This is a genomic window from Microbulbifer regidiadema (SeqCode) (genome assembly GCF_052466995.1).
Genome location: NZ_CP174297.1, coordinates 2,378,073 through 2,396,388 on the forward strand (window position 1 = coordinate 2,378,073; position 18,316 = coordinate 2,396,388).

13 protein-coding genes are annotated in these 18,316 nt (G+C 54.3%); 8 read left to right on the plus strand and 5 right to left on the minus strand.

The features are described from left to right. Positions 1–61: 61 nt before the first annotated feature. Entirely contained in the window at positions 62–1,231 is a 1,170-nt protein-coding gene (locus ACJJIK_RS10295; protein ID WP_444932136.1) for a 1-acyl-sn-glycerol-3-phosphate acyltransferase, read from the minus strand. A gap of 313 nt (positions 1,232–1,544) precedes the next feature. Between ACJJIK_RS10295 and nhaC the strand changes: the two genes are divergently transcribed. The 4 genes from nhaC to pgi all read left to right on the plus strand — a co-directional run bounded on the left by nhaC (position 1,545) and on the right by pgi (position 6,757). After that, on the plus strand, positions 1,545–3,011 hold the full coding sequence (gene nhaC, locus ACJJIK_RS10300; RefSeq protein ID WP_444944982.1) for a Na+/H+ antiporter NhaC: 1,467 nt from the start codon (positions 1,545–1,547) through the stop codon (positions 3,009–3,011). Positions 3,012–3,030: 19 nt separating this feature from the next. Further along, complete coding sequence (locus ACJJIK_RS10305) at positions 3,031–4,077, plus strand: DUF3549 family protein (RefSeq protein ID WP_444944983.1); 1,047 nt, start codon at positions 3,031–3,033, stop codon at positions 4,075–4,077. Between the two features lie 532 nt (positions 4,078–4,609). Then, positions 4,610–4,804 (plus strand): hypothetical protein, encoded by a 195-nt coding sequence (locus ACJJIK_RS10310; protein ID WP_444932138.1) that lies wholly within the window; start codon positions 4,610–4,612, stop codon positions 4,802–4,804. A 327-nt stretch (positions 4,805–5,131) separates the two neighbouring features. Further along, positions 5,132–6,757, plus strand: a complete 1,626-nt coding sequence (pgi, locus tag ACJJIK_RS10315) for a glucose-6-phosphate isomerase (RefSeq protein WP_444944984.1) — start codon at positions 5,132–5,134, stop codon at positions 6,755–6,757. 61 nt (positions 6,758–6,818) lie between these two features. On the opposite strand, the gene ACJJIK_RS10320 is transcribed toward pgi, so the two are convergent. The 4 genes from ACJJIK_RS10320 to sbcB form a co-directional block, all read right to left on the minus strand. Further along, positions 6,819–7,583, minus strand: coding sequence for a slipin family protein (locus tag ACJJIK_RS10320; RefSeq protein WP_444932140.1), 765 nt, complete (start codon positions 7,581–7,583; stop codon positions 6,819–6,821). A 63-nt stretch (positions 7,584–7,646) separates the two neighbouring features. Continuing rightward, positions 7,647–9,050, minus strand: a complete 1,404-nt coding sequence (locus ACJJIK_RS10325; RefSeq protein ID WP_444932141.1) for an NfeD family protein — start codon at positions 9,048–9,050, stop codon at positions 7,647–7,649. A gap of 192 nt (positions 9,051–9,242) precedes the next feature. Continuing rightward, the gene (locus ACJJIK_RS10330) at positions 9,243–10,259 is read right to left on the minus strand and encodes an aspartate carbamoyltransferase (protein WP_444932142.1); all 1,017 of its coding nucleotides are present in this window, start codon (positions 10,257–10,259) and stop codon (positions 9,243–9,245) included. 110 nt (positions 10,260–10,369) lie between these two features. Further along, a complete protein-coding gene (gene sbcB / locus ACJJIK_RS10335) occupies positions 10,370–11,821 on the minus strand; it encodes an exodeoxyribonuclease I (protein ID WP_444932143.1) in 1,452 nt (483 codons plus the stop codon). Positions 11,822–11,966: 145 nt separating this feature from the next. Here sbcB and argS point away from each other — a divergent pair, with 145 nt between their 5' ends. The 4 genes from argS (at position 11,967) to ACJJIK_RS10355 (ending at position 18,180) form a co-directional block, all read left to right on the plus strand. Continuing rightward, positions 11,967–13,703: an arginine--tRNA ligase gene (gene argS, locus ACJJIK_RS10340; protein ID WP_444932144.1), complete on the plus strand. Its 1,737-nt coding sequence runs from the start codon at positions 11,967–11,969 to the stop codon at positions 13,701–13,703. A 786-nt stretch (positions 13,704–14,489) separates the two neighbouring features. Next, entirely contained in the window at positions 14,490–16,448 is a 1,959-nt protein-coding gene (locus ACJJIK_RS10345) for a tetratricopeptide repeat protein (protein ID WP_444944985.1), read from the plus strand. Next, positions 16,420–17,124, plus strand: coding sequence for a DUF1266 domain-containing protein (locus ACJJIK_RS10350; protein ID WP_444932146.1), 705 nt, complete (start codon positions 16,420–16,422; stop codon positions 17,122–17,124). The genes ACJJIK_RS10345 and ACJJIK_RS10350 overlap by 29 nt, the downstream gene beginning before the upstream one ends. A 168-nt stretch (positions 17,125–17,292) precedes the next feature. Beyond that, a complete protein-coding gene (locus ACJJIK_RS10355; protein ID WP_444932147.1) occupies positions 17,293–18,180 on the plus strand; it encodes a dTDP-4-dehydrorhamnose reductase family protein in 888 nt (295 codons plus the stop codon). The last annotated feature ends 136 nt before the right edge of the window (positions 18,181–18,316 follow it).

Consider the following 18,316-nt stretch of genomic DNA (forward strand, 5'->3'; position numbering starts at 1 on the left):
GCAGGGGGCGCTATTATCCACTAAGCGGCCCCTCCCCACCAGCGCTAGGGTTCAGCGACACTCACTCATAGGCGAGACGGGATACCACCGGATTGGCGTAAGCCTGGATCGCCTTGTCGCGCCAGCGCTCGTCGACGCGAGCCATGCGCGCTTCAAACTTCTCCCGCTCCTCCGCGTGTGCCGCCGGGTCCCAGGTCTTGGCCGGGAAGCCGACCGGCAACTGCGGGGTGTCCCCGTAGACCATCTCATAGGCAATCATATTCGAGGGGTGCAGGGAGTAGTTGCCGATTACCTGGCGATCTATCTCCTCAGCCAAACTGTTCACATCGTGAAAATCAGCTTCGATCGGCGTGCCATAGGCGGTGTGTACCCGCCCCTTGTAGCCAATAATGCCCTTGCCGATCGAGGCCAGGTCTTCGTTTTTCCCCTTTTTGTATTCATCCTTGTGCTCGGTAATGTAAATCTCCTTGGCCTTCTGCGCATCGCAGGGGTCCCATTCGTAGGAGATAGACACCGGCACTATATGCAACTTGCGCCAAAAGTCGGCAAAGTCGGCACCCCGGTCCTTGGTCATAGCGAACATGGCGCAGAGCGCCGGATTAGTGCGATCCAAGCCGTCTTTGGCGCGCCCGGAGCGCTGCGCAATCCACACATGCTCGTTGTCATTGACGATGGAGTGATAGATGTAATTGGAGAGCTTTGTCGCTGCTTCGAGCTTCTCCCGGCGACTGCCGGAGCTGCGAACCACCGTGAAGCACTTGTTCAGTTTCATCAGGTCACTGGCAAACTGCTTGCTGAGCAGGTTGTCACCGATTGCGATACGGGAAGTCTCGTGCCCCTCGCAGAACATGGCCTGGATCATCAGTGCCGGGTCCATGGCAATATCGCGGTGATTGCTGACAAACAGGCAGGCGCGATCTCTGGGCAGGGTATCCAGGCCGGAAATGGTCAGGCGGGAGGTGGTGCGCTTAATCACCTTCTCCATATATTTGGAGACAACCTCCTGGAAGTCCCGCACGTTGTGCACATTGCGGAGCTCAAAGCGCAGAAATTGCCGCACCAGCCAGGCGACGACGCCCTCCAGCTGTGCCAACTTGGGGACCAGAAAGTGTGCTGCCGCGTGGGACATTTCCGGGTCGGCAATTAATCGCTTGATAACCTCGCGCACTTCATCGTCGCGATAGGGGCGCATATCCTCGAATTGAGAGGGGTCTAACTCACTTGCTCTCATGAAATACTACCTGTCGGACCTGCCCTTGGCGGCCCGCACTTATTTATTTTGCGGCTGGGTCAGCCGAGATTACTGGGCGCAGAACATACCGGAAGCGCCGCCCAACTGCCAGCACCGGACCCGACCAGATGCTTGACCCCAGTGATAAATTCAGTTTCGACGACCGGGTCAAGGTTAAAATAGGCCGGCGGTGCGATGATACAAAGTGGACTTCGCTGCCCCAAGCCATGAGAATAAGGCGATTAACCGCCGCCGACGGCAAAACAACGATAACGAATACGGCGCTAGCCACCCAGTCAAGCAGGAGTTCACCTTGTCCCAATCCACCCCCAGCTCAGAGCTTCGCGCTCCCAGCTTAACGGACGCGCTGATCCCCCTCGGGATTCTCGTCGCCCTACTGTCACTCTCCGTCTATTTCTACGGTGCCGACTCGTCTTACGGCCCCAACCAGATAGCACTGCTGCTGTGTGCCTGTGTGGTTGCCCTGATGGGCATGAAGAACGGCCACAGCTGGAACGATATGGAAGGTGGGATGCTCCATGGCATTGGCCTGGTATTTGGCGCTGTCCTGATCCTACTGTCTGTAGGTGCACTTATCGGTAGCTGGATTCTGGCCGGCACAGTGCCTTCCATGATCTATTACGGCGTGCAGATTCTGTCGCCACAGTGGTTCTACGCCGCCAGCTGTATTATCTGCGCGGTAGTGGGGCTGAGCATTGGCTCCAGCTGGACCACTGCGGGCACTCTGGGTGTGGCCCTGATGGGTATCGCCGGCGCTCTGGGGTTGTCCCTTGAAGTCACCGCCGGGGCGGTAATTTCCGGTGCCTACTTCGGCGATAAGATGTCTCCGCTCTCCGACACCACCAACGTGGCCGCAGCGGTAACGTCCAACGATCTGTTTCAGCATATTCGCCATATGATGTCCACGGCGATTCCTGCCTTCGCGATCGCCCTGGCAGTTTTCGCTTTCCTGGGTTTTACCTCTGAAGCCAGTTCTGCCTCCGCAACTGATATCGAATCACTGCTCACCGCTCTTAGCAGTGAGTTCAAAATTTCCCTGGTTAGCCTGCTGCCTTTGATCTTGTTGCTGGCAATGGCTTGGCGCAAAGTCCCCGCTTTCCCAACATTGATCATTGGCTCCCTGGTTGGCTGTGCCATCGCACTGATTTTCGAACCGGAAGCCGCCCGTCGCCTCGGTGGCGGTGAAGGTGCACTGGCCCCCCTGAAGGGAGCCTGGCACAGCCTGTTTGACGGCTATAAGTCCACTTCCACCAACGAGAACGTGGCTGCATTGCTGTCCAAAGGCGGCATGAGCAGCATGCTTAACACCGTATGGCTGATCACCTCCGCCATGGCCTTCGGCGGCGCTATGGAGCGGGCCGGATTCCTACAGGTCATCGTCCAGGGGGTTTTGTCACTGGTTAAAACAGTGGGCGGCCTGGTAACTGCCACCGTATTCACCTGCTTTGGAATGAACCTGGCCGCAGGCGATCAGTACATGGCGATTATTATTCCGGGCCGTATGTTCCGCGAAGCCTTCAAGGAAAAGGGCCTACACGGGCTTAACTTGTCTCGCACCCTCGAAGATTCCGGTACCATCACCTCTGTGCTGATTCCCTGGAATACTTGTGGTGCCTTTATGGCGGCAACGCTGGGTATTGCTACCTGGGAGTATTTGCCTTTTGCCCTATTCAATATTATCTGCCCTCTGTTGGCGATCGCCTATGGCTGGTTGCACTTTAAACAGAAGCCCATTTCTGTAGCGGCTACGGCATCTTAAGGAAATAGACAAAACCCCTATGAGTGAAAGCGGTACCCTAAGCGCCCTGATCGAGCAGGCTGACTTTAAATTGCGCTGGTTCGATCTGGGCCGGCGCTTGCAGTCGGTTTCAAAATCCACTGCGGCGGCATTCGAAGCGGGCCAGGCTTCCTGGCCACACCCCTACTTGCGCCAGGCCTGGACTGGCCTGCTACTCCAACCCAACGAGGGCGGTGAGCCCATCGTGTGGTTCCTGCGCTTCCCCCTGGACGAGCAGGGCAAACTGCAACTGCAAGCCCGCGATGGGTTGTTGCGCGCCCTGGCACAGGAACTCAAGCAGGGCCCCGCGTCTGAATCTGCCGCACAGCTGGACCAGCTGCTGCAACAAAGCGGCTTACTATTTACCCCCTCAACGGAGCGGCAGGCGGCATTCCACTCTCAAACCGCTGTTCTACTGGGCCGCCAAGCCAGCGAACATTACGAGTCGGTGTTGCGCTACTTTGGCGACCCGGAAAATCACCGCTGGGATAATCTTGCCCTCCAGGGGATTGCCGACTTGGCCGCCCGCTGGGAAAAAGAAAGCGCCCTGCTGTTGCGCCAAGTTGGCAAGATAGCCGCTCCGGTATTTATTAGTCTGTGCCACTGCCTGGAAAACCAACCGCTCGATTACCGCCTTGCCTCAGCCATTATTGAGCGCGCCGAGCGAGAACTGACAACAGACACAGCGGATATATCGGTTGTTGCCGCAGCGGTCAGGGCCCTCTCTCACTCTCCAGCCACCGGGTTGCGGCAAGCATTTATCCAGTCACTTTTGGCGGAAAGTGACAGCAGCCAGAATAAAGAAGTGTTGGCCGCAATTGGCAGTCGCTGTCATCAAGATTTGGTAAAACCGGAATTGGCCGCACTGTGGGTTGGCAAACTGGCCGATAGCGCTGACCAGCAGACTTTTAACTTACTGCTCTCTGACTTAATGTTCATTCCACAGGTGCGAATCGCTTTGCTGAGCGCTCTCCGTGACCCCGAACGGAAAGAAAGTCTCGCAGTGGCCTTTGGCAATTTTTTACACGGTCCCAAAGCGACTCACTAACCCCCCGGCAGCGGTAACCCTACCGCTGCCTTATCACCACTAAAAATCGGGGAACCTTTGACAGTCCCACAAACTGGGCTATTGAGGCCACAGCGGGACTGTGAAATTATTCAACGGCACCCAGGTTTCACCGCGAATAACTTTTCCCGGGGAAATTTTTAACCGTGCAGCCGATTTATCTCGCACACAGATCACTTAATTCCCGCAGCCATCATCAATATTGACCGCCTCAATAAAACCATCAAAAATTGAAAACCCACATCCACTTTTAACCTGCGGGTAAAGTAAAAAGAGCCCCTACCCCACAAATCAAGCCAGATACCGCGCTACTTAAACAGTCGCCAGGAAAAAAATCCCCCCAACAAATTGGCGTACCTTTTTTCCCAACTTGGCAACTGGCGGGCGCTTAAACCTAACGCCGATTACACTCAAATAGACGGTATCTTTGTAGAACAGATTTTACAAAGCCGACCAACAGGTGACGTTTTATTGGCTATGCTAATGGCTAACATCAACGGAAAGGAGTTAGGGGATGAATTTCACTCCAGCCAAGTACTTAATTGGAATTATCGGTGCACTGGTGCTCGCAGGTTGCTGTAGCCCTCCGGCGCCTCCAGCCTACTGCCCTCCCGGTGCGGAACAGATTCCTCTATCCATGGCTTGTCCCGCAGACGCCGACTGCTGGATGCCTTCCGACAGAGTGCGCTGCATGAAAGTGGTTAAGTAAAATCTTTTTTGGGCAACCCCGTGGTGATCCATACTAAATAAATTTTTGAGCAAACTACTGCTGACAAATACCCGTTTATTCAAAACTTTATTTAGTATGGGTCACCACAAAATATTGCCTCAACAAGTGGCACCTACTTGTTCTTCTATAGCCCCTTCCCCCTGTAAACCTCTCCTGTAATCGGTAATAGAATGTTATGCTCGCAGAGCTAGTCCAATAAATAGAACCCCGCTAGCATTGATCCTTTTTTAGAAGTAAAGAAAGCTCGATTTGTATACGCCTTAGCCAAGCGTTAAAAAATACTCAGAAGAGAACAATACGAAAACCATGACTAGTGAAACCCTGGCTTTAAGCCGTGTAGCGGCCATATCACGGTTAAAGTCCCATTTCGACCAACACAAGTGGTCCCTGCGTGAACTGTTTGCCACAGATCCCCGGCGAGCAGAAAAATTCAGCACAGGCGCAGCTGGTATCCACTTGGATTACAGCAAAAATCACCTGCGTGAAGATACTCTGGAGCTGCTGCTGGAGTATGCTGAAGAGCAAGACCTGAACCGCCAGATAAGCGCTCTGCTGAGCGGGGCCCGTGTTAACAACACCGAGCACCGCCCCGCCCTGCATACCGCGTTGCGGTTCCAGGGGCAGCCACAGACTGAGCAGGAGCGCGCGGTAAAAGATTGCCGCAAGCAAATGAAACAGTTCACCGAATCAGTGCACAGCCACAGCTGGCGCGGCTTCTCCGATAAACCGATCCGCCACATCGTCAATATTGGGATCGGCGGCTCTGACCTGGGTCCGCGCATGGCGGTGGAGGCACTGAAACCGTGGCATAAAAACTCTATTAATGTGCACTTTGTCGCAAATATCGATGGTGCAGACCTCAGTGATACACTCGCCGGCATCGATGCGGAAGAAACCCTGTTCGTTATTGCCTCCAAGTCCTTTTCCACCTTAGAGACCCGCGAAAATGCGCTATCCGCACGCCGCTGGGTGTTGTCTGCCGGCTGTGAGGAGTCGCAGCTGGCCAAACACTTTGTCGCCGTAAGCAGCAATATTACCGCTGCCCAGGATTTTGGTATTGCCCCTGAGAATATTTTCCCAATGTGGGATTGGATCGGCGGCCGCTATTCACTTTGGTCTGCGATCGGCTTACCGATTGCACTCGCCTGTGGCTACGATGCTTTTGCACAGCTGCTGCAAGGCGCCAATGCCATGGACCAACATTTTTCTCAGGCACCATTCAGCGCCAATCTTCCCGTATTGATGGCCCTCACCCAGTTCTGGTATCGCCAGTGTTGGAACACCAGCAGCCAGGCGATATTGCCCTACGCTCAACGCCTGAGCCGATTCCCGGCCTGGTTACAGCAGCTGGATATGGAGAGCCTGGGCAAGGGCGTTGACAAAGACGGACAGGCTCTGGGCTACCCCAGCGGCAGTGCTATCTGGGGCAGCGAGGGCACCAACGGCCAGCACTCCTTCCTCCAATTGTTACACCAGGGAACAGACCTGATTCCGGCAGACTTTATCGCCGTCAAGGAGCCGACCTCCGAATTACTCGAACAACACCGCTGGCTGCAAGCCTGCTGTATTAGCCAGAGCCAGGCTTTGCTACAGGGCAAGAGTTTGCACGAGGCCCGCCAGGAGCTAGAAGAGGCCGGCCACACCCATCGCGAGGCCCACGCTCTGGCCCCACACAAGGTCATTCCCGGCAACCGCTCCAGTAACACCCTGATTCTGGAAAGGTTGGACCCCTTCCACCTGGGCTCCCTATTGGCGCTGTACGAGCACAAGGTCTTCGTCGGCGGCTGTCTTTTGGGCATCAACCCCTTCGATCAGTGGGGCGTCGAGCTTGGCAAGCAGCTGAGTGCGAAAATCCATGGGGCTGCCGAGGGCAAAGTACCCCAAGATGACTGGGACAGCTCAACCCGCAGCCTGATAAAAAAGCTGCTCTAAATCCAATTAAAAAAGGCCGTATCAATGGGTGCGGCCTTTGTTATTGCTGCCTGAAATATCGTTAATTGGATACAGAGCCCCGTTTCAGCATCGGCTCGATCAAATCCAGGGGCAACGGAAATACAATGGTGGAACTGTTATTTGCACCGGCAATATCAATCATAGTTTGCATGTAGCGCAACGTAATTGCGTTGGCATTTTTCGATAGCTGGTTAGCGGCCTCGGTGAGTTTTAAAGCTGCCTGCGCCTCCCCCTCTGCATGAATCACTTTCGCCCGCCGCGCGCGCTCCGCTTCGGCCTGCTGCGCTATAGCCCGCACCATACTTTCATCCAGATCGATATGTTTAATCTCAACGTTGGTCACTTTCACGCCCCAGGCATCGGTCTGCTCATCGAGAATTTTTTGGATATCCACATTGAGCTTATCCCGCTCACATAACATCTCATCCAGTTCATGCTTACCCAATACCGAGCGCAAAGTAGTCTGGGCCAGCTGACTTACCGCCTCGTGATAAAACTCCACATTAATAATCGCGGACTGGGGATTAATTACCCGGTAGTAAACCACAGCATTGACTTTAACCGAGACATTGTCCCGACTGATAACATCCTGAGTAGGCACATCCATAACCACAGTGCGCAAATCCACTCGCTCCATAGTTTGGATAATGGGAATGATAATAATCAGCCCGGGACCCTTCACTGTCTGAAAGCGCCCCAGGAAAAATACAACGGCGCGCTCGTACTCACGCAAAATACGAACGGCATACAACAGCAGCAGTACCAGCGCGACGACTAACAGCCCTAAAAAATAACTGAGCATCATAAAACTCTCCCTATTCCCACCTTAATTATTGAGTCCTGCTATCAATCCACTTTATTGCTGCACCTACTCTACTTCGACCTGCAATACCATACCGCGCTGGGCCACCACCCGAACTCTCTGCCCCACCTTTAACGGCTGCTTGCAGGACGCCTGCCAGATTTCCCCATTGAGATGCACCAAGATCTCTGTGCCCTTAACCTCACTCACCAGCGCGAAGCGTCCGACCAGAGTCTGGTCGGCGGCAACTTTTGGTTGGCGCAAACTGCGCCCAACAGCGGTCAACAGCAGCAGTAAAAAGACACCGCTCACACCGGCAATAGCACCAATCAGCTGCCTGGAGACCTGCATTCCCGGCACATCACTATCAATAAGCATCACCGAGCCAATTACCAGTGCAATAATTCCCCCAATTCCCAGGGCACCGAAACTCGGCATAAAAGCTTCGGCCACAATCAGCAGTGCGCCAACTACGATTAATGCAAGACCGGCGTAATTGACCGGCAATACTTGCAGGGCATAAAACGCCAATAAAAGACAGATAACACCAACAGTCCCAGGCACAAAAGCACCGGGGCTATAGCCCTCAAAAATAAGCCCGTAAATCCCCACCAACAACAGAATATAGGCCACCTGGGGATTGGTAATCAGGGCCAATAATTCATTACGCCAATCCGGCTCGTAATTTTTAGTTGGCAATTCAGCGATATTTTCCGGAATGGTAAAATCGCCAGCATCGAGCAACACTTTTCGCCCGGCAAGCTGGCGCAAGAGATCGGCATCGTTATCGGCAACAATATCGATCACATTCATCTTTAATGCTTCCGGGGCGGTCAGGGTCGCCGCCTCGCGCACGGCTTTTTCCGCCCAGTCCACATTGCGTCCGTAGCGCTGTGCCAAGCCGCGAATAAAGGCGACAGAGTCATTGACAACCTTGCGCTCCATCGCCGTGCCGGCAAGAGGCTTTTCCCTCTCCTCCTCGTCGCTCCTATCTTCTTTTTCCTGCTTATCCTCCCCCTCGCCTGCCGGCATAGGGGTGCCCTGAGGCCCGCCAATCTGCACCGGCGTAGCCGCCCCCAAAGTGGTAGCAGGCGCCATCGCCGCAATCTGGCTGGCGTAGAGAATATAAGTTCCCGCACTGGCAGCGCGGGCACCGGAAGGGTAAACGTAAGTGGCAATAGGTATGGGGGAGGCGAGAATATGCTGAATAATATCCCGGGAGGCCGCATCCAATCCCCCGGGGGTATCCAGGTGTAGAATCACCAACTGCGCTCCCCGCGCCACCGCCTCCCCCGTGGCCCGCTGGAAATAATCCGTAGTCGCGGGGCCTATAGCGCCATTAATTTTGAGTATGGCTACATGGGGGGACGCGCCTTCCTGGGCGGCACCTTTACACGCCAAAAAGCTAAACAGCAGCACCAGCACAACCAGGCTGCGAAAGAACAGGACGGGCGAATTCTGCTGCGACATGCATCTATCCTTGATGCGATATCTGGCGCGACGCCAATAATTGGGTATTGAGCACCACCGCGAGCAGTAAGGATTTGCTTTGGCGCTCCGCCTAAATACCGGAACAAAAACCCCCGGCTAATTCCATCAGGTTAACAGAATTAGTCGGGGGTTTGTTTATTTCCGCTGGGGTTTACGCCCAGTTGAGCGGATTTATACCCGGTTGCGCCGGCTGTACCAGTTCACATCGCGGGAATATTGATCCACCTGGTTTTCAACACCGAGCAACATGGCAAACAGGGCCATACGCACCAATAAACCATTGTCGGTCTGGCGGAAAATCGCCAGGCTCGGGTGTTCATTCAGGTCGATATCCAGTTCATTGGCCTCCGCGCGGGAATCCCGTGGCAAGGGGTGCATAATCACCGTATTCGGCTCTGCATGGCGGGTAAAAATGGCCTTGTTCAGGCGGAAGCGCCCGCGGTAGCGGTTGGCCTCTTCCTGAGAGGCAAAACGCTCCTCCTGAATACGGGTGGAGTAAACGATATCCACATGGGAGATCGAGGACTCCAGCTGGTCGGTGACGGTCACCGCGTGACCCGCTCCGCGCAACATCTCCACTATCGCTTCCGGCATCGCCAGCTCTGGCGGGGAGACCAGGGTAATCTGCACCTTGCCGAACAAGCACAGCAGCTTGCACAGGGAGTGTACGGTGCGGCCGTGTTTGAGGTCGCCGATCATGGCGATGCGGAAATCATCCAGGCTGCGGCCGTGGGCAGCCAGCTCCTTGCGAATGGTATAGAGGTCCAGCAGTGCCTGGGTGGGGTGCTCATTGGCGCCGTCACCGCCGTTAACTACCGGTACGCGGCTCGCCTCGGCAAATTCAGCCACCGACCCCTCTTTCGGGTGGCGCATACAAATCACATCGCTATAGCCAGACAGTACTCGCGCGGTGTCGTAGAGGGATTCCCCCTTGGCCATAGCACTGGCAGTAATACCTACCGTTTCACGTACGGTGCCGCCCAGCAGGTTAAAGGCGGCCCCAAAACTCAGGCGAGTGCGGGTGCTCGGCTCCATAAACATATTGCCGAGAATCGCCCCCTCCAGTACACGCGTTACCTTTTCGCGCTGCGCATAGGGGGTCATGGCGTCGGCCACATCGAAAACACGCTCTATGTCGGCGCGTTCAAATTGGCTGACGGACAGAATATTGGCTCCGATAAAGTCCATGGTTACTCCAGTGGTTGCGCCTTATGGGCGCCGGGTATTCGCGAGCGGCATTCTACTCGGGCACTGCGATAGAGCCCAGCGGAAGAATTGCCGCTGCGTGATTGGGTATATTAGGCGAGTAAGCTATCGCCCCAGTTTTCCAGTTCGGTGATCAAGGAGATGCGCTCCGGGTGCTGCACCCGCAACTCAGACAGCTGGCGGAAGTAGTCTTCCAAGGTGATTGAAGCGCCGGCACCGGCATCGGTTAAGCGCTGGAAGCACCAGATCTGCCAGCGCTGCTGCTCTTCCTCAGACAGGGTCTCGGGGAAATTGCGCGCCCGCATACGGAACAGCAGTTCGGGCAGACGCTTGTCACTGAAAGGTACTTCACCCGCCAGGGCTTCAGGGCCCCGGGCCGCCAGGCTGCGATGCAGCTCGCGGCAGATATCCCGATCAGCATCGCTGAGGAAGCCACCGTAAAGGTCGGCCTCTACGTCTCTGGCGGGGAACTCCCGATCCAGGAATACGTTGTGCAGTTTCTCGGTCAAGTCGATATCTTTAAGCTTGCGCCAGTTGGCCTCACAGGCCGCGCGGTCGATACCCAACTCAGCGGCACGCTTGCCATCGAGCATATTGGCCGGCGCCAACACCGGGCACTTGTTCAAGTGCACCAGCTTCAGGCCCACCGGCAATTCGCCCTCACCGAGCTTGTCGCGGGAAGTGTAGAGGCGCTCGCGCAGGGTATCCGCATCCAAGTTGAGCAGCGGCTCGGGATCCATCGCCAGATTGGCAACAATAACCGCATTGCGGTTAACCGGGTGGCTGGCCAGCGGCATCACATAAGTTAAGTGGCCATGATTCGAGGAGACCTTACCGGAAATATGCAACAGCGGGCGGCGCTCGCGCATATCGATCATCTTGGCCGCCTCCTGCTTGCGGCGCAGGCGAAACACGTAATCGTATAGTTTGGGCTGCTGTTTGCGGATCAGTCTGGCCATATCAATGGTGGCGTGTACATCCGACAGCGCATCGTGGGCGCCCTCGTGGGCGATGCCGTTGGCGGCTGTGAGTTCTTCCAAACGGAAGGATGGCGCACCGTCCTCACGAGTGGGCCACTGGATACCCTCGGGGCGCAGGGCATAGGTGAGTCGCACCATATCGATAATATCCCAGCGGCTGTTGCCGGAGCGCCACTCGCGCTCATAGGGATCGAGCAGGTTGCGATACAGGGTGTAGCGGGTTACCTCGTCGTCAAAACGCAAACTGTTATAGCCCACCCCACAGGTGCCCGGTGCGCCCAGTTCGGCGAGGATACGCTGGATAAACTCTATTTCCGGCACACCGTTGGCCAGGGCTTTTTGCGGACTGATGCCCGTCACCAGGCTCGCCATCGGCTGCGGCAGGCAGTCCATCGAAGGGCGGCAGTAAATCATCAATGGCTCGCCGACGACATTCAGTTCTTCGTCGGTTCTGATACCGGCAAACTGCGCCGGCTTGTCGGCCCCCGGGTCTGTGCCCCAGGTTTCATAATCGTGCCAATAAAGTGTGCTAGAACTCACGGTACCTCCATAATTTGCCGGCATGATACCACCGAGCACCCCGCCGTCTGGACACTTAAGTCGAGATTTGGGGCACTCCGAAGCAACTCCTTTGTCAGCGCTGGTTGCAAAGCCGCCACCGCCCATTAAAATTCGGCGTTTCCACGAATTTAAGACAGCACTTCACCCTATGAATATTCGCCAACTCCTCTCCGACAAATTCCAGGCCGCCATGCTCGCCGCCGGTATCCCCGAAGAATGCGGCCCCATTGTGGCACCTGCGAAGAAAGCCGGGTTTGGCGACTACCAGGCCAACGGCGCTATGGGTGCCGCCAAGCGGCTGGGCACTAACCCGCGCGAGCTGGCCGGCAAGATTCTGGAGCAGCTGGACAAGGGCGAGATGATCGAGAAAGTCGAGATCGCCGGCCCCGGTTTCCTGAATATCCACTTAAGTAAACAGTGGCTGAGCCAGCAGCTATTGGCCGCCCAGGGCGACAAGCGCCTAAATATTGCTGCCACCGAAGCGCCGAAGACCGTAGTCATCGACTATTCCCACCCCAATCTGGCCAAAGAAATGCACGTGGGCCACCTGCGCACCACCATTATCGGCGATGCCCTGGCGCGCCTGCTGGAGTTCCAGGGCCACAAGGTCGTTCGTCAAAACCATATGGGCGACTGGGGCACCCAATTCGGCATGTTGCTGGCACACCTGTCCGATAAACTGGCAGACAGCGATGCAGAGGTGGCGCTGGCCGACCTGGAAGTGTTCTACCGCGAGGCCAAGGTGCGCTTCGACGACGAGGAAGGCTTCGCCGACCGCGCTCGCGGCTACGTTGTCAAATTGCAGGGTGGCGACGAGCAGTGCCTGAAACTGTGGAAACAGTTTATCGATATCTCCATCAGCCACTGTGAAGAGATCTATTCCAAACTGAATGTCACCCTTAAGCAGGAAGACGTTTACGCCGAAAGCCAATACAACAACGATCTGCCGGTACTGGTTAAAGAGCTGCTGGATAGTGGCATCGCCGTGGAGGACCAGGGGGCAATCGTGGTCTTTCTGGAAGAGATGGCCGATAAAGAGGGCAACCCCAGCCCGATGATTATCCAGAAGAAAGGCGGCGGCTACCTGTATGCCACCACCGACCTGGCCGCTATCCGCTACCGCGCCAACCAACTCAGTGCCGACCGTATCCTCTATGTTGTTGATGCTCGCCAATCCCTGCACCTACAACAGGCCTTTGTCGCCTCGCGCAAAGCGGGCTTCCTGCCAGAGTCGGTTTCTCTTGAGCATTGCGCTTTTGGCACCATGATGGGCGACGACGGTAAACCATTTAAGACCCGCAGCGGCGGCACGGTAAAACTGGCCGCCCTGCTGGATGAGGCGGTGGAGCGGGCCAAGAAGCTGGTGGCCGAGAAGAACCCGGAGCTAGATGAGAAAACCTGTGCGGAAATCGCCCGCAAGGTGGGCATCGGTGCGGTGAAATATGCGGACCTGAGCAAAACCCGCACCAACGATTACATCTTCAGCTGGGAATCCATGCTCAGCTTCGAAGGCAACACCGCGCCCTACCTGCAATACGCCTACACCCGCGTGCGCAGTATTTTCCGCAAAGCGGGTATTGAGCCCACTGAACTCAAAGGCGATATCCAGCTGGAAAGCCCCCAAGAGCGCGCCCTGGCAATTAAACTAAGCCAATTTGGCGAAGTACTGGATCAGGTGGCCAAGGACACCTTCCCGCACGTACTCTGTACCTACTTGTACGAGCTGGCCAGCGCCTATATGAGCTTCTACGAAGCCTGCCCGGTACTGAAAGAGGGTGTAAGCGAACAACAGAAGCATAGTCGCCTGCAATTGTGTAACCTTGTAGCCAGCACTATCGCAACTGGCCTCGATCTGCTCGGCATTGAAGTGATGGAGCAGATGTAAATAGCTCCAGACCGGTGCCGCCCTCTGTAACATTTCACGGGCTGTATCCGGGCAGGCTGCTTTCAGTTGTGGCCTGCCCAACCATCCTGCACCATTTCTTGCCCTATTCAGGCCACACGTTTTCCTCCAGTCTGAAGAAAGGAAAGTAACCCGTGAAAATACTGATTACCCACGCCTCCGGCCAGTTGGGGCCTAGCCTATTTAAGCAGCTCTCCAACAATCCAGATTTCAGTTACCGGTACCGCCTTTTCCCGCACGGAAGAAAATGTCACTGACATGAGCTTGTCCTACAGCAAAGCCGTAAAAGCCTGCTTACAGACAGTGAGGCCAGGCATTGTGATTCACTGTGCCGCCGATAACACCCCTCGCCCAATTAATTTTAATGGCCTCAGCAAACCTGCAGGGGAAGAAGCAGTATTCAAAAGCGGGAACCATTGAGTATTAAGGTGTTCTGGCTATTTGGACCCATCGCCTACTTTGGGAAATCCGGCATCAGTGCCTTACTGGACACACTGCACGAGCAGGAGCCCGTCACACTGGATGCAATAAAGTCTCTCCCACTCATATGCAAGCCGCAATCTTTATAAGACGCCAGTAAATGTTCCCCAATTACTACAAGGGCAGCTATTTCTTATCTCAGATAGCAATAAAATCCAGGGTTGTCCCGCACACTTTATGGAGGTCAATGCAAATAAATAAAATATTTTCACAGCGCCAACTACAGAAAACTCACTTCAGTCAAAAAAACGACAAACTTGAAAACCTACCCCAATTCGAGGGAACAGAATGACTTGCTGGGAAATTATCGGCATATCCCCAACCGTAGATAAGAGAGCTATTAAGCACGCCTATGCCTCCAAGTTAAAAAAACACCGCCCAGATGAAGATCCCGAGGGTTTTAAGCAGCTCCGAATAGCCTACGAAGAGGCCTTGGAAGAAGCCAAGTACTACCAACCTGAGCAGGACATCACCGCGCCCCAGGCAGCCTCTGAGTACAACTCAGATGAAGTCACCCCCCAAACACAGCCTGACACCCACTCTCAGGGGGGCGCAGGTGGTCTCAACTGCGGCAACAGCGAAGAGGCTGTCGCCAAGCTGGAGCAAGCGGTTTTCGAACTCTATTCAGATTTCAATGCGCGCATTCAACTTGCTAATTGGCAGGCTATTTTTGACAGTTACGAATCCTGGAGCATGGAAGTCCGGCAGCATATGACGCCGTGGCTATTGCAATTTATTGCTCAGTATCGCTTTATTCCCTGTGAGATTATCGATTACCTGGACAATAAATTTGCCTGGCACGACAACTTTGCCTGGCTACAGCGAGTCTTCAAAGAAGACTTTCTGCGCTATATCCTTAACCGTACCATCACTTGTCGCTGGGGTCTTTCCTATGAGGGTATTCGCTTTCCAGAAAACACCGATATCCAGACAATTGAGACCTACCTAGACCAGCGCGAGCATCTAGAAAATCTGCTCGACAACCCGGAAGACAGTGATCGCGGCACCGTACTAGCAGCATTACAGGAGCAAGCCATAGACGACCCCGAGCGCTACCGGCTGCTCTCAACTTTACATCTCAATGAAGGGGACCAATCCCTCGCACTTCAATACAGCCAACAGCTAAATAACGCCTTTAATGAAAATATTGATGGGCACCTGCGAAGCGCGGCCCTTTATTATCAGCAGAGTCACTTTAGCGCGGCGTTTAACGCCTACGAATCAGCCTTAGCTATTGATGAGGATCACCCTCTCGCCCTCAAGGGCCTCGCCGCCTGCTACTTACAAATTCACGACTTATTGGCGAGCAAACATCTCTACGACCAGGTATTGGTGCAAACCCCTTTTGATATGGAAGCCCGTATCCAACTTGTGCGTATCAACCAGCAAATTGTCCAGCGGGGCCTCGAGCACCTTGACAAAAACCCAAAGGACCGTCAAGAGCAACGCCGTGTCGCCGAAAGTTACTTGGAGATAGGCGCCTACCATGAAGCAATCCAGTTTCTTCTCCCCCTTACAGCAAAGGGTTTTTTCTCCAGAACCGATCGGGATGGAGAATTTCACTACCTGCTTGGACTTGCCTACGAAGCTATCGGGGAAGTGGACGCAGCAGAGAATGCATTCAATCTCTCCCATAACCGTTCGGTGAAAAGTGGCGGAAATGGTTATGAAGCGCTGGTGAAGCTTGGCGAACAAGCCCTGTGTAACAAGAAGTTTGACTGGTCCGTCAAGCTGCTCAAGAAAGCCGTGCGCTACAATCCCAGACCTGCAAGAGTCCTGCTACTGCTGGCCGATGCACAGCGCTGCCTGGAGCAAGCCGACGAGGCCCTAGAAACTATTAATCAAGCAATCGCCCTCAATAGTGAGGAAACGCTCTGCTATACAGTACGCGCCGAATTATTTATAGGTGCGGAAAATTACGCTGAGGCAGCGGCGGACTTAAAGCGGGTGCTTAAAGCCTCTCCCACCGATTGCAAAAACTGGCACAAGCTGGGTAACTGTCAACAACAGTTAGGCTTACTGGACGAGGCCATGGACTCTTTTGAGAATTCCACCGCCTATAACACTGCCAGAGAGGACTCAGCCATTTTGTGGCTGCAAATCGCCTGCAAGACAAAAAACCGCGAAAGAGCAACCCAGGCCTTAGAAGCCTTAGAAAGGGCCGATGCCGATCCCGCGCAAGTAAATACATTCAGAGAAGCTATTGAGAGAATGAGCAGTGAAGTGGTTAACGAATTTAGCACCTGATCAAGAATACCATTTAAATCCGGATAATTTATCGCAAGCCCAGTTGTGGGGACTAGGCCTCAATGCCCAGATTGCCGAGCTGAACGAACTGCGCCATGATGTCTTTCATAACTTAGGTACCGATGAAAAGGATCGCGAGCTAATCGCTCATATGATGAAGCGCGACTGGGGAATTGAGTCCCGTGAAGATTGCTTGAGCATGATAGAGTGGCTGACCAGCGAGGGGCACAACCACAGCTATATGCAGATCCAGAAACACTTTGATGGCCTGTCTGAGCGAGCAATCGACGCCTATATTGAAGCCCATAACCACGATCCCGATTACCAGAACTGTTTAATACTGGTAAAAACCTATCGCCATACTTTACAAATCGGTGGCATTAGCGGCTGGGACGATATGCGTTGTATTTCTGTCTGCCGCTGGTGTTGCTCGTTGGGGATGCTCAGTGAAGAGGAAGCCTGGGAGAAGATCCATCGTATCGCGCAGAGGGCACAAAAGTCTTTCGATAGCTGGTATAGCTTTGCCCTGAGCTATATTGCCGGACGCCAGTACTGGCGTAAATCTGTCTCTGAGAGTTTTGCTAAAGAGTCGATCGAAGTGATCAAGCGCTTAACCGGCAGCCCCCACAGCCCTTGGAACTCACTGCCCTGGGATTTAGACCTGAGTGCATCTTGATTTACTCGAGGGTAAAGTGATGCAGCAGAAATAGAGTGCTCCCATCCGACACCCGCTCCAGCAAATAGGTCGGCAGGCTTTCCCTGCCGACTTCCTCGCCATCCGGCGACATTAATTTCTAGAGAATGGCATACTTCTGCCCTCGGTCCTATGAGAGGAGGATATCTCATGAAAGTTCTAATTACCGGCGCCTCCGGCCTATTGGGCCGCAGCGTATTTAAACAGCTTTGCAGCAACCCGACTTTCTCCGTAACCGGTACCGCCTTTTCCCGCGCGGGAGAAAACCTTATTCGCCTGGACTTGTCCGATAGCGCAGCACTAAAAACCTGCTTACAGCAGGTCAAACCCGATATCGTTATCCACTGTGCCGCCGAACGCTGGCCGGACCGCTGTGCCGACAACCCCGATAGCGCCTGGCAACTCAATGTCGGCAGCACAGAGTTTCTAGCGAAGCACTGTAACGAAAACGACACACAATTGGTGTATATCAGCACCGACTATGTTTTTGATGGCAGCGCCCCGCCCTACAGGGCTGATGACAAACCCAATCCAATTAATTTCTATGGCCGCAGTAAATTGGCTGGAGAAGAAGCGGTACTGAAGAACGGCAATCACTGGGTGTTGAGATTGCCCTGGCTGTTCGGGCCCGTCGCCTACCTGGAAGAGTCCGGCATTACCGCCCTACTGGATACCCTGCGTAAACAAAAACCGGTCACACTGGATCACTGGGCAATTCGTTTTCCCACCAGTGTGGAAGAAGTGGCAGAAGTGCTGGAACAGTGCCTGTTAAAAGTTCGTAGTGGCATAAATTTTGAAGGCATTTATCAATGGAGTGGCGATACTCCCTGCACACGCTACGAACTCGCACATATTATCGCCAAAGTCTGCAATCTGAGTGCCGAGCACCTGAGCGCCGATAGCGAACCCAACTTTGCTGTGCCGCGTCCTTACAATTGCCAGCTGGATAAATCAAAGCTGACAGATTTGGGCATTAGCGGCCGAGAACCCCTGGAGCAACAACTATTACGAAACTTAAAGCCCTTTATTGAAAGCTGAGTTGAATCGCTTTCAGACAGAGCGCTACAGGGAAGTAGCGCCGCCGGCCAAACTCCGGCATCACCCGTGTAATTCCGTTAACCGATAAAAAAACGATATTACAGGGTGGCAATCGAGTAGATCAGGGAGGAACTAT

Coding starts and splice junctions, on each gene's coding strand:
- ACJJIK_RS10295 (WP_444932136.1), bottom strand. CDS start 1,231: ATGAGAGCAAGTGAGTTAGACCCCTCTCAATTCGAGGATATGCGCCCC.
- ACJJIK_RS10305 (WP_444944983.1), top strand. CDS start 3,031: ATGAGTGAAAGCGGTACCCTAAGCGCCCTGATCGAGCAGGCTGACTTT.
- ACJJIK_RS10310 (WP_444932138.1), top strand. CDS start 4,610: ATGAATTTCACTCCAGCCAAGTACTTAATTGGAATTATCGGTGCACTG.
- pgi (WP_444944984.1), top strand. CDS start 5,132: ATGACTAGTGAAACCCTGGCTTTAAGCCGTGTAGCGGCCATATCACGG.
- ACJJIK_RS10320 (WP_444932140.1), bottom strand. CDS start 7,583: ATGATGCTCAGTTATTTTTTAGGGCTGTTAGTCGTCGCGCTGGTACTG.
- ACJJIK_RS10325 (WP_444932141.1), bottom strand. CDS start 9,050: ATGTCGCAGCAGAATTCGCCCGTCCTGTTCTTTCGCAGCCTGGTTGTG.
- ACJJIK_RS10330 (WP_444932142.1), bottom strand. CDS start 10,259: ATGGACTTTATCGGAGCCAATATTCTGTCCGTCAGCCAATTTGAACGC.
- sbcB (WP_444932143.1), bottom strand. CDS start 11,821: ATGCCGGCAAATTATGGAGGTACCGTGAGTTCTAGCACACTTTATTGG.
- argS (WP_444932144.1), top strand. CDS start 11,967: ATGAATATTCGCCAACTCCTCTCCGACAAATTCCAGGCCGCCATGCTC.
- ACJJIK_RS10345 (WP_444944985.1), top strand. CDS start 14,490: ATGACTTGCTGGGAAATTATCGGCATATCCCCAACCGTAGATAAGAGA.
- ACJJIK_RS10355 (WP_444932147.1), top strand. CDS start 17,293: ATGAAAGTTCTAATTACCGGCGCCTCCGGCCTATTGGGCCGCAGCGTA.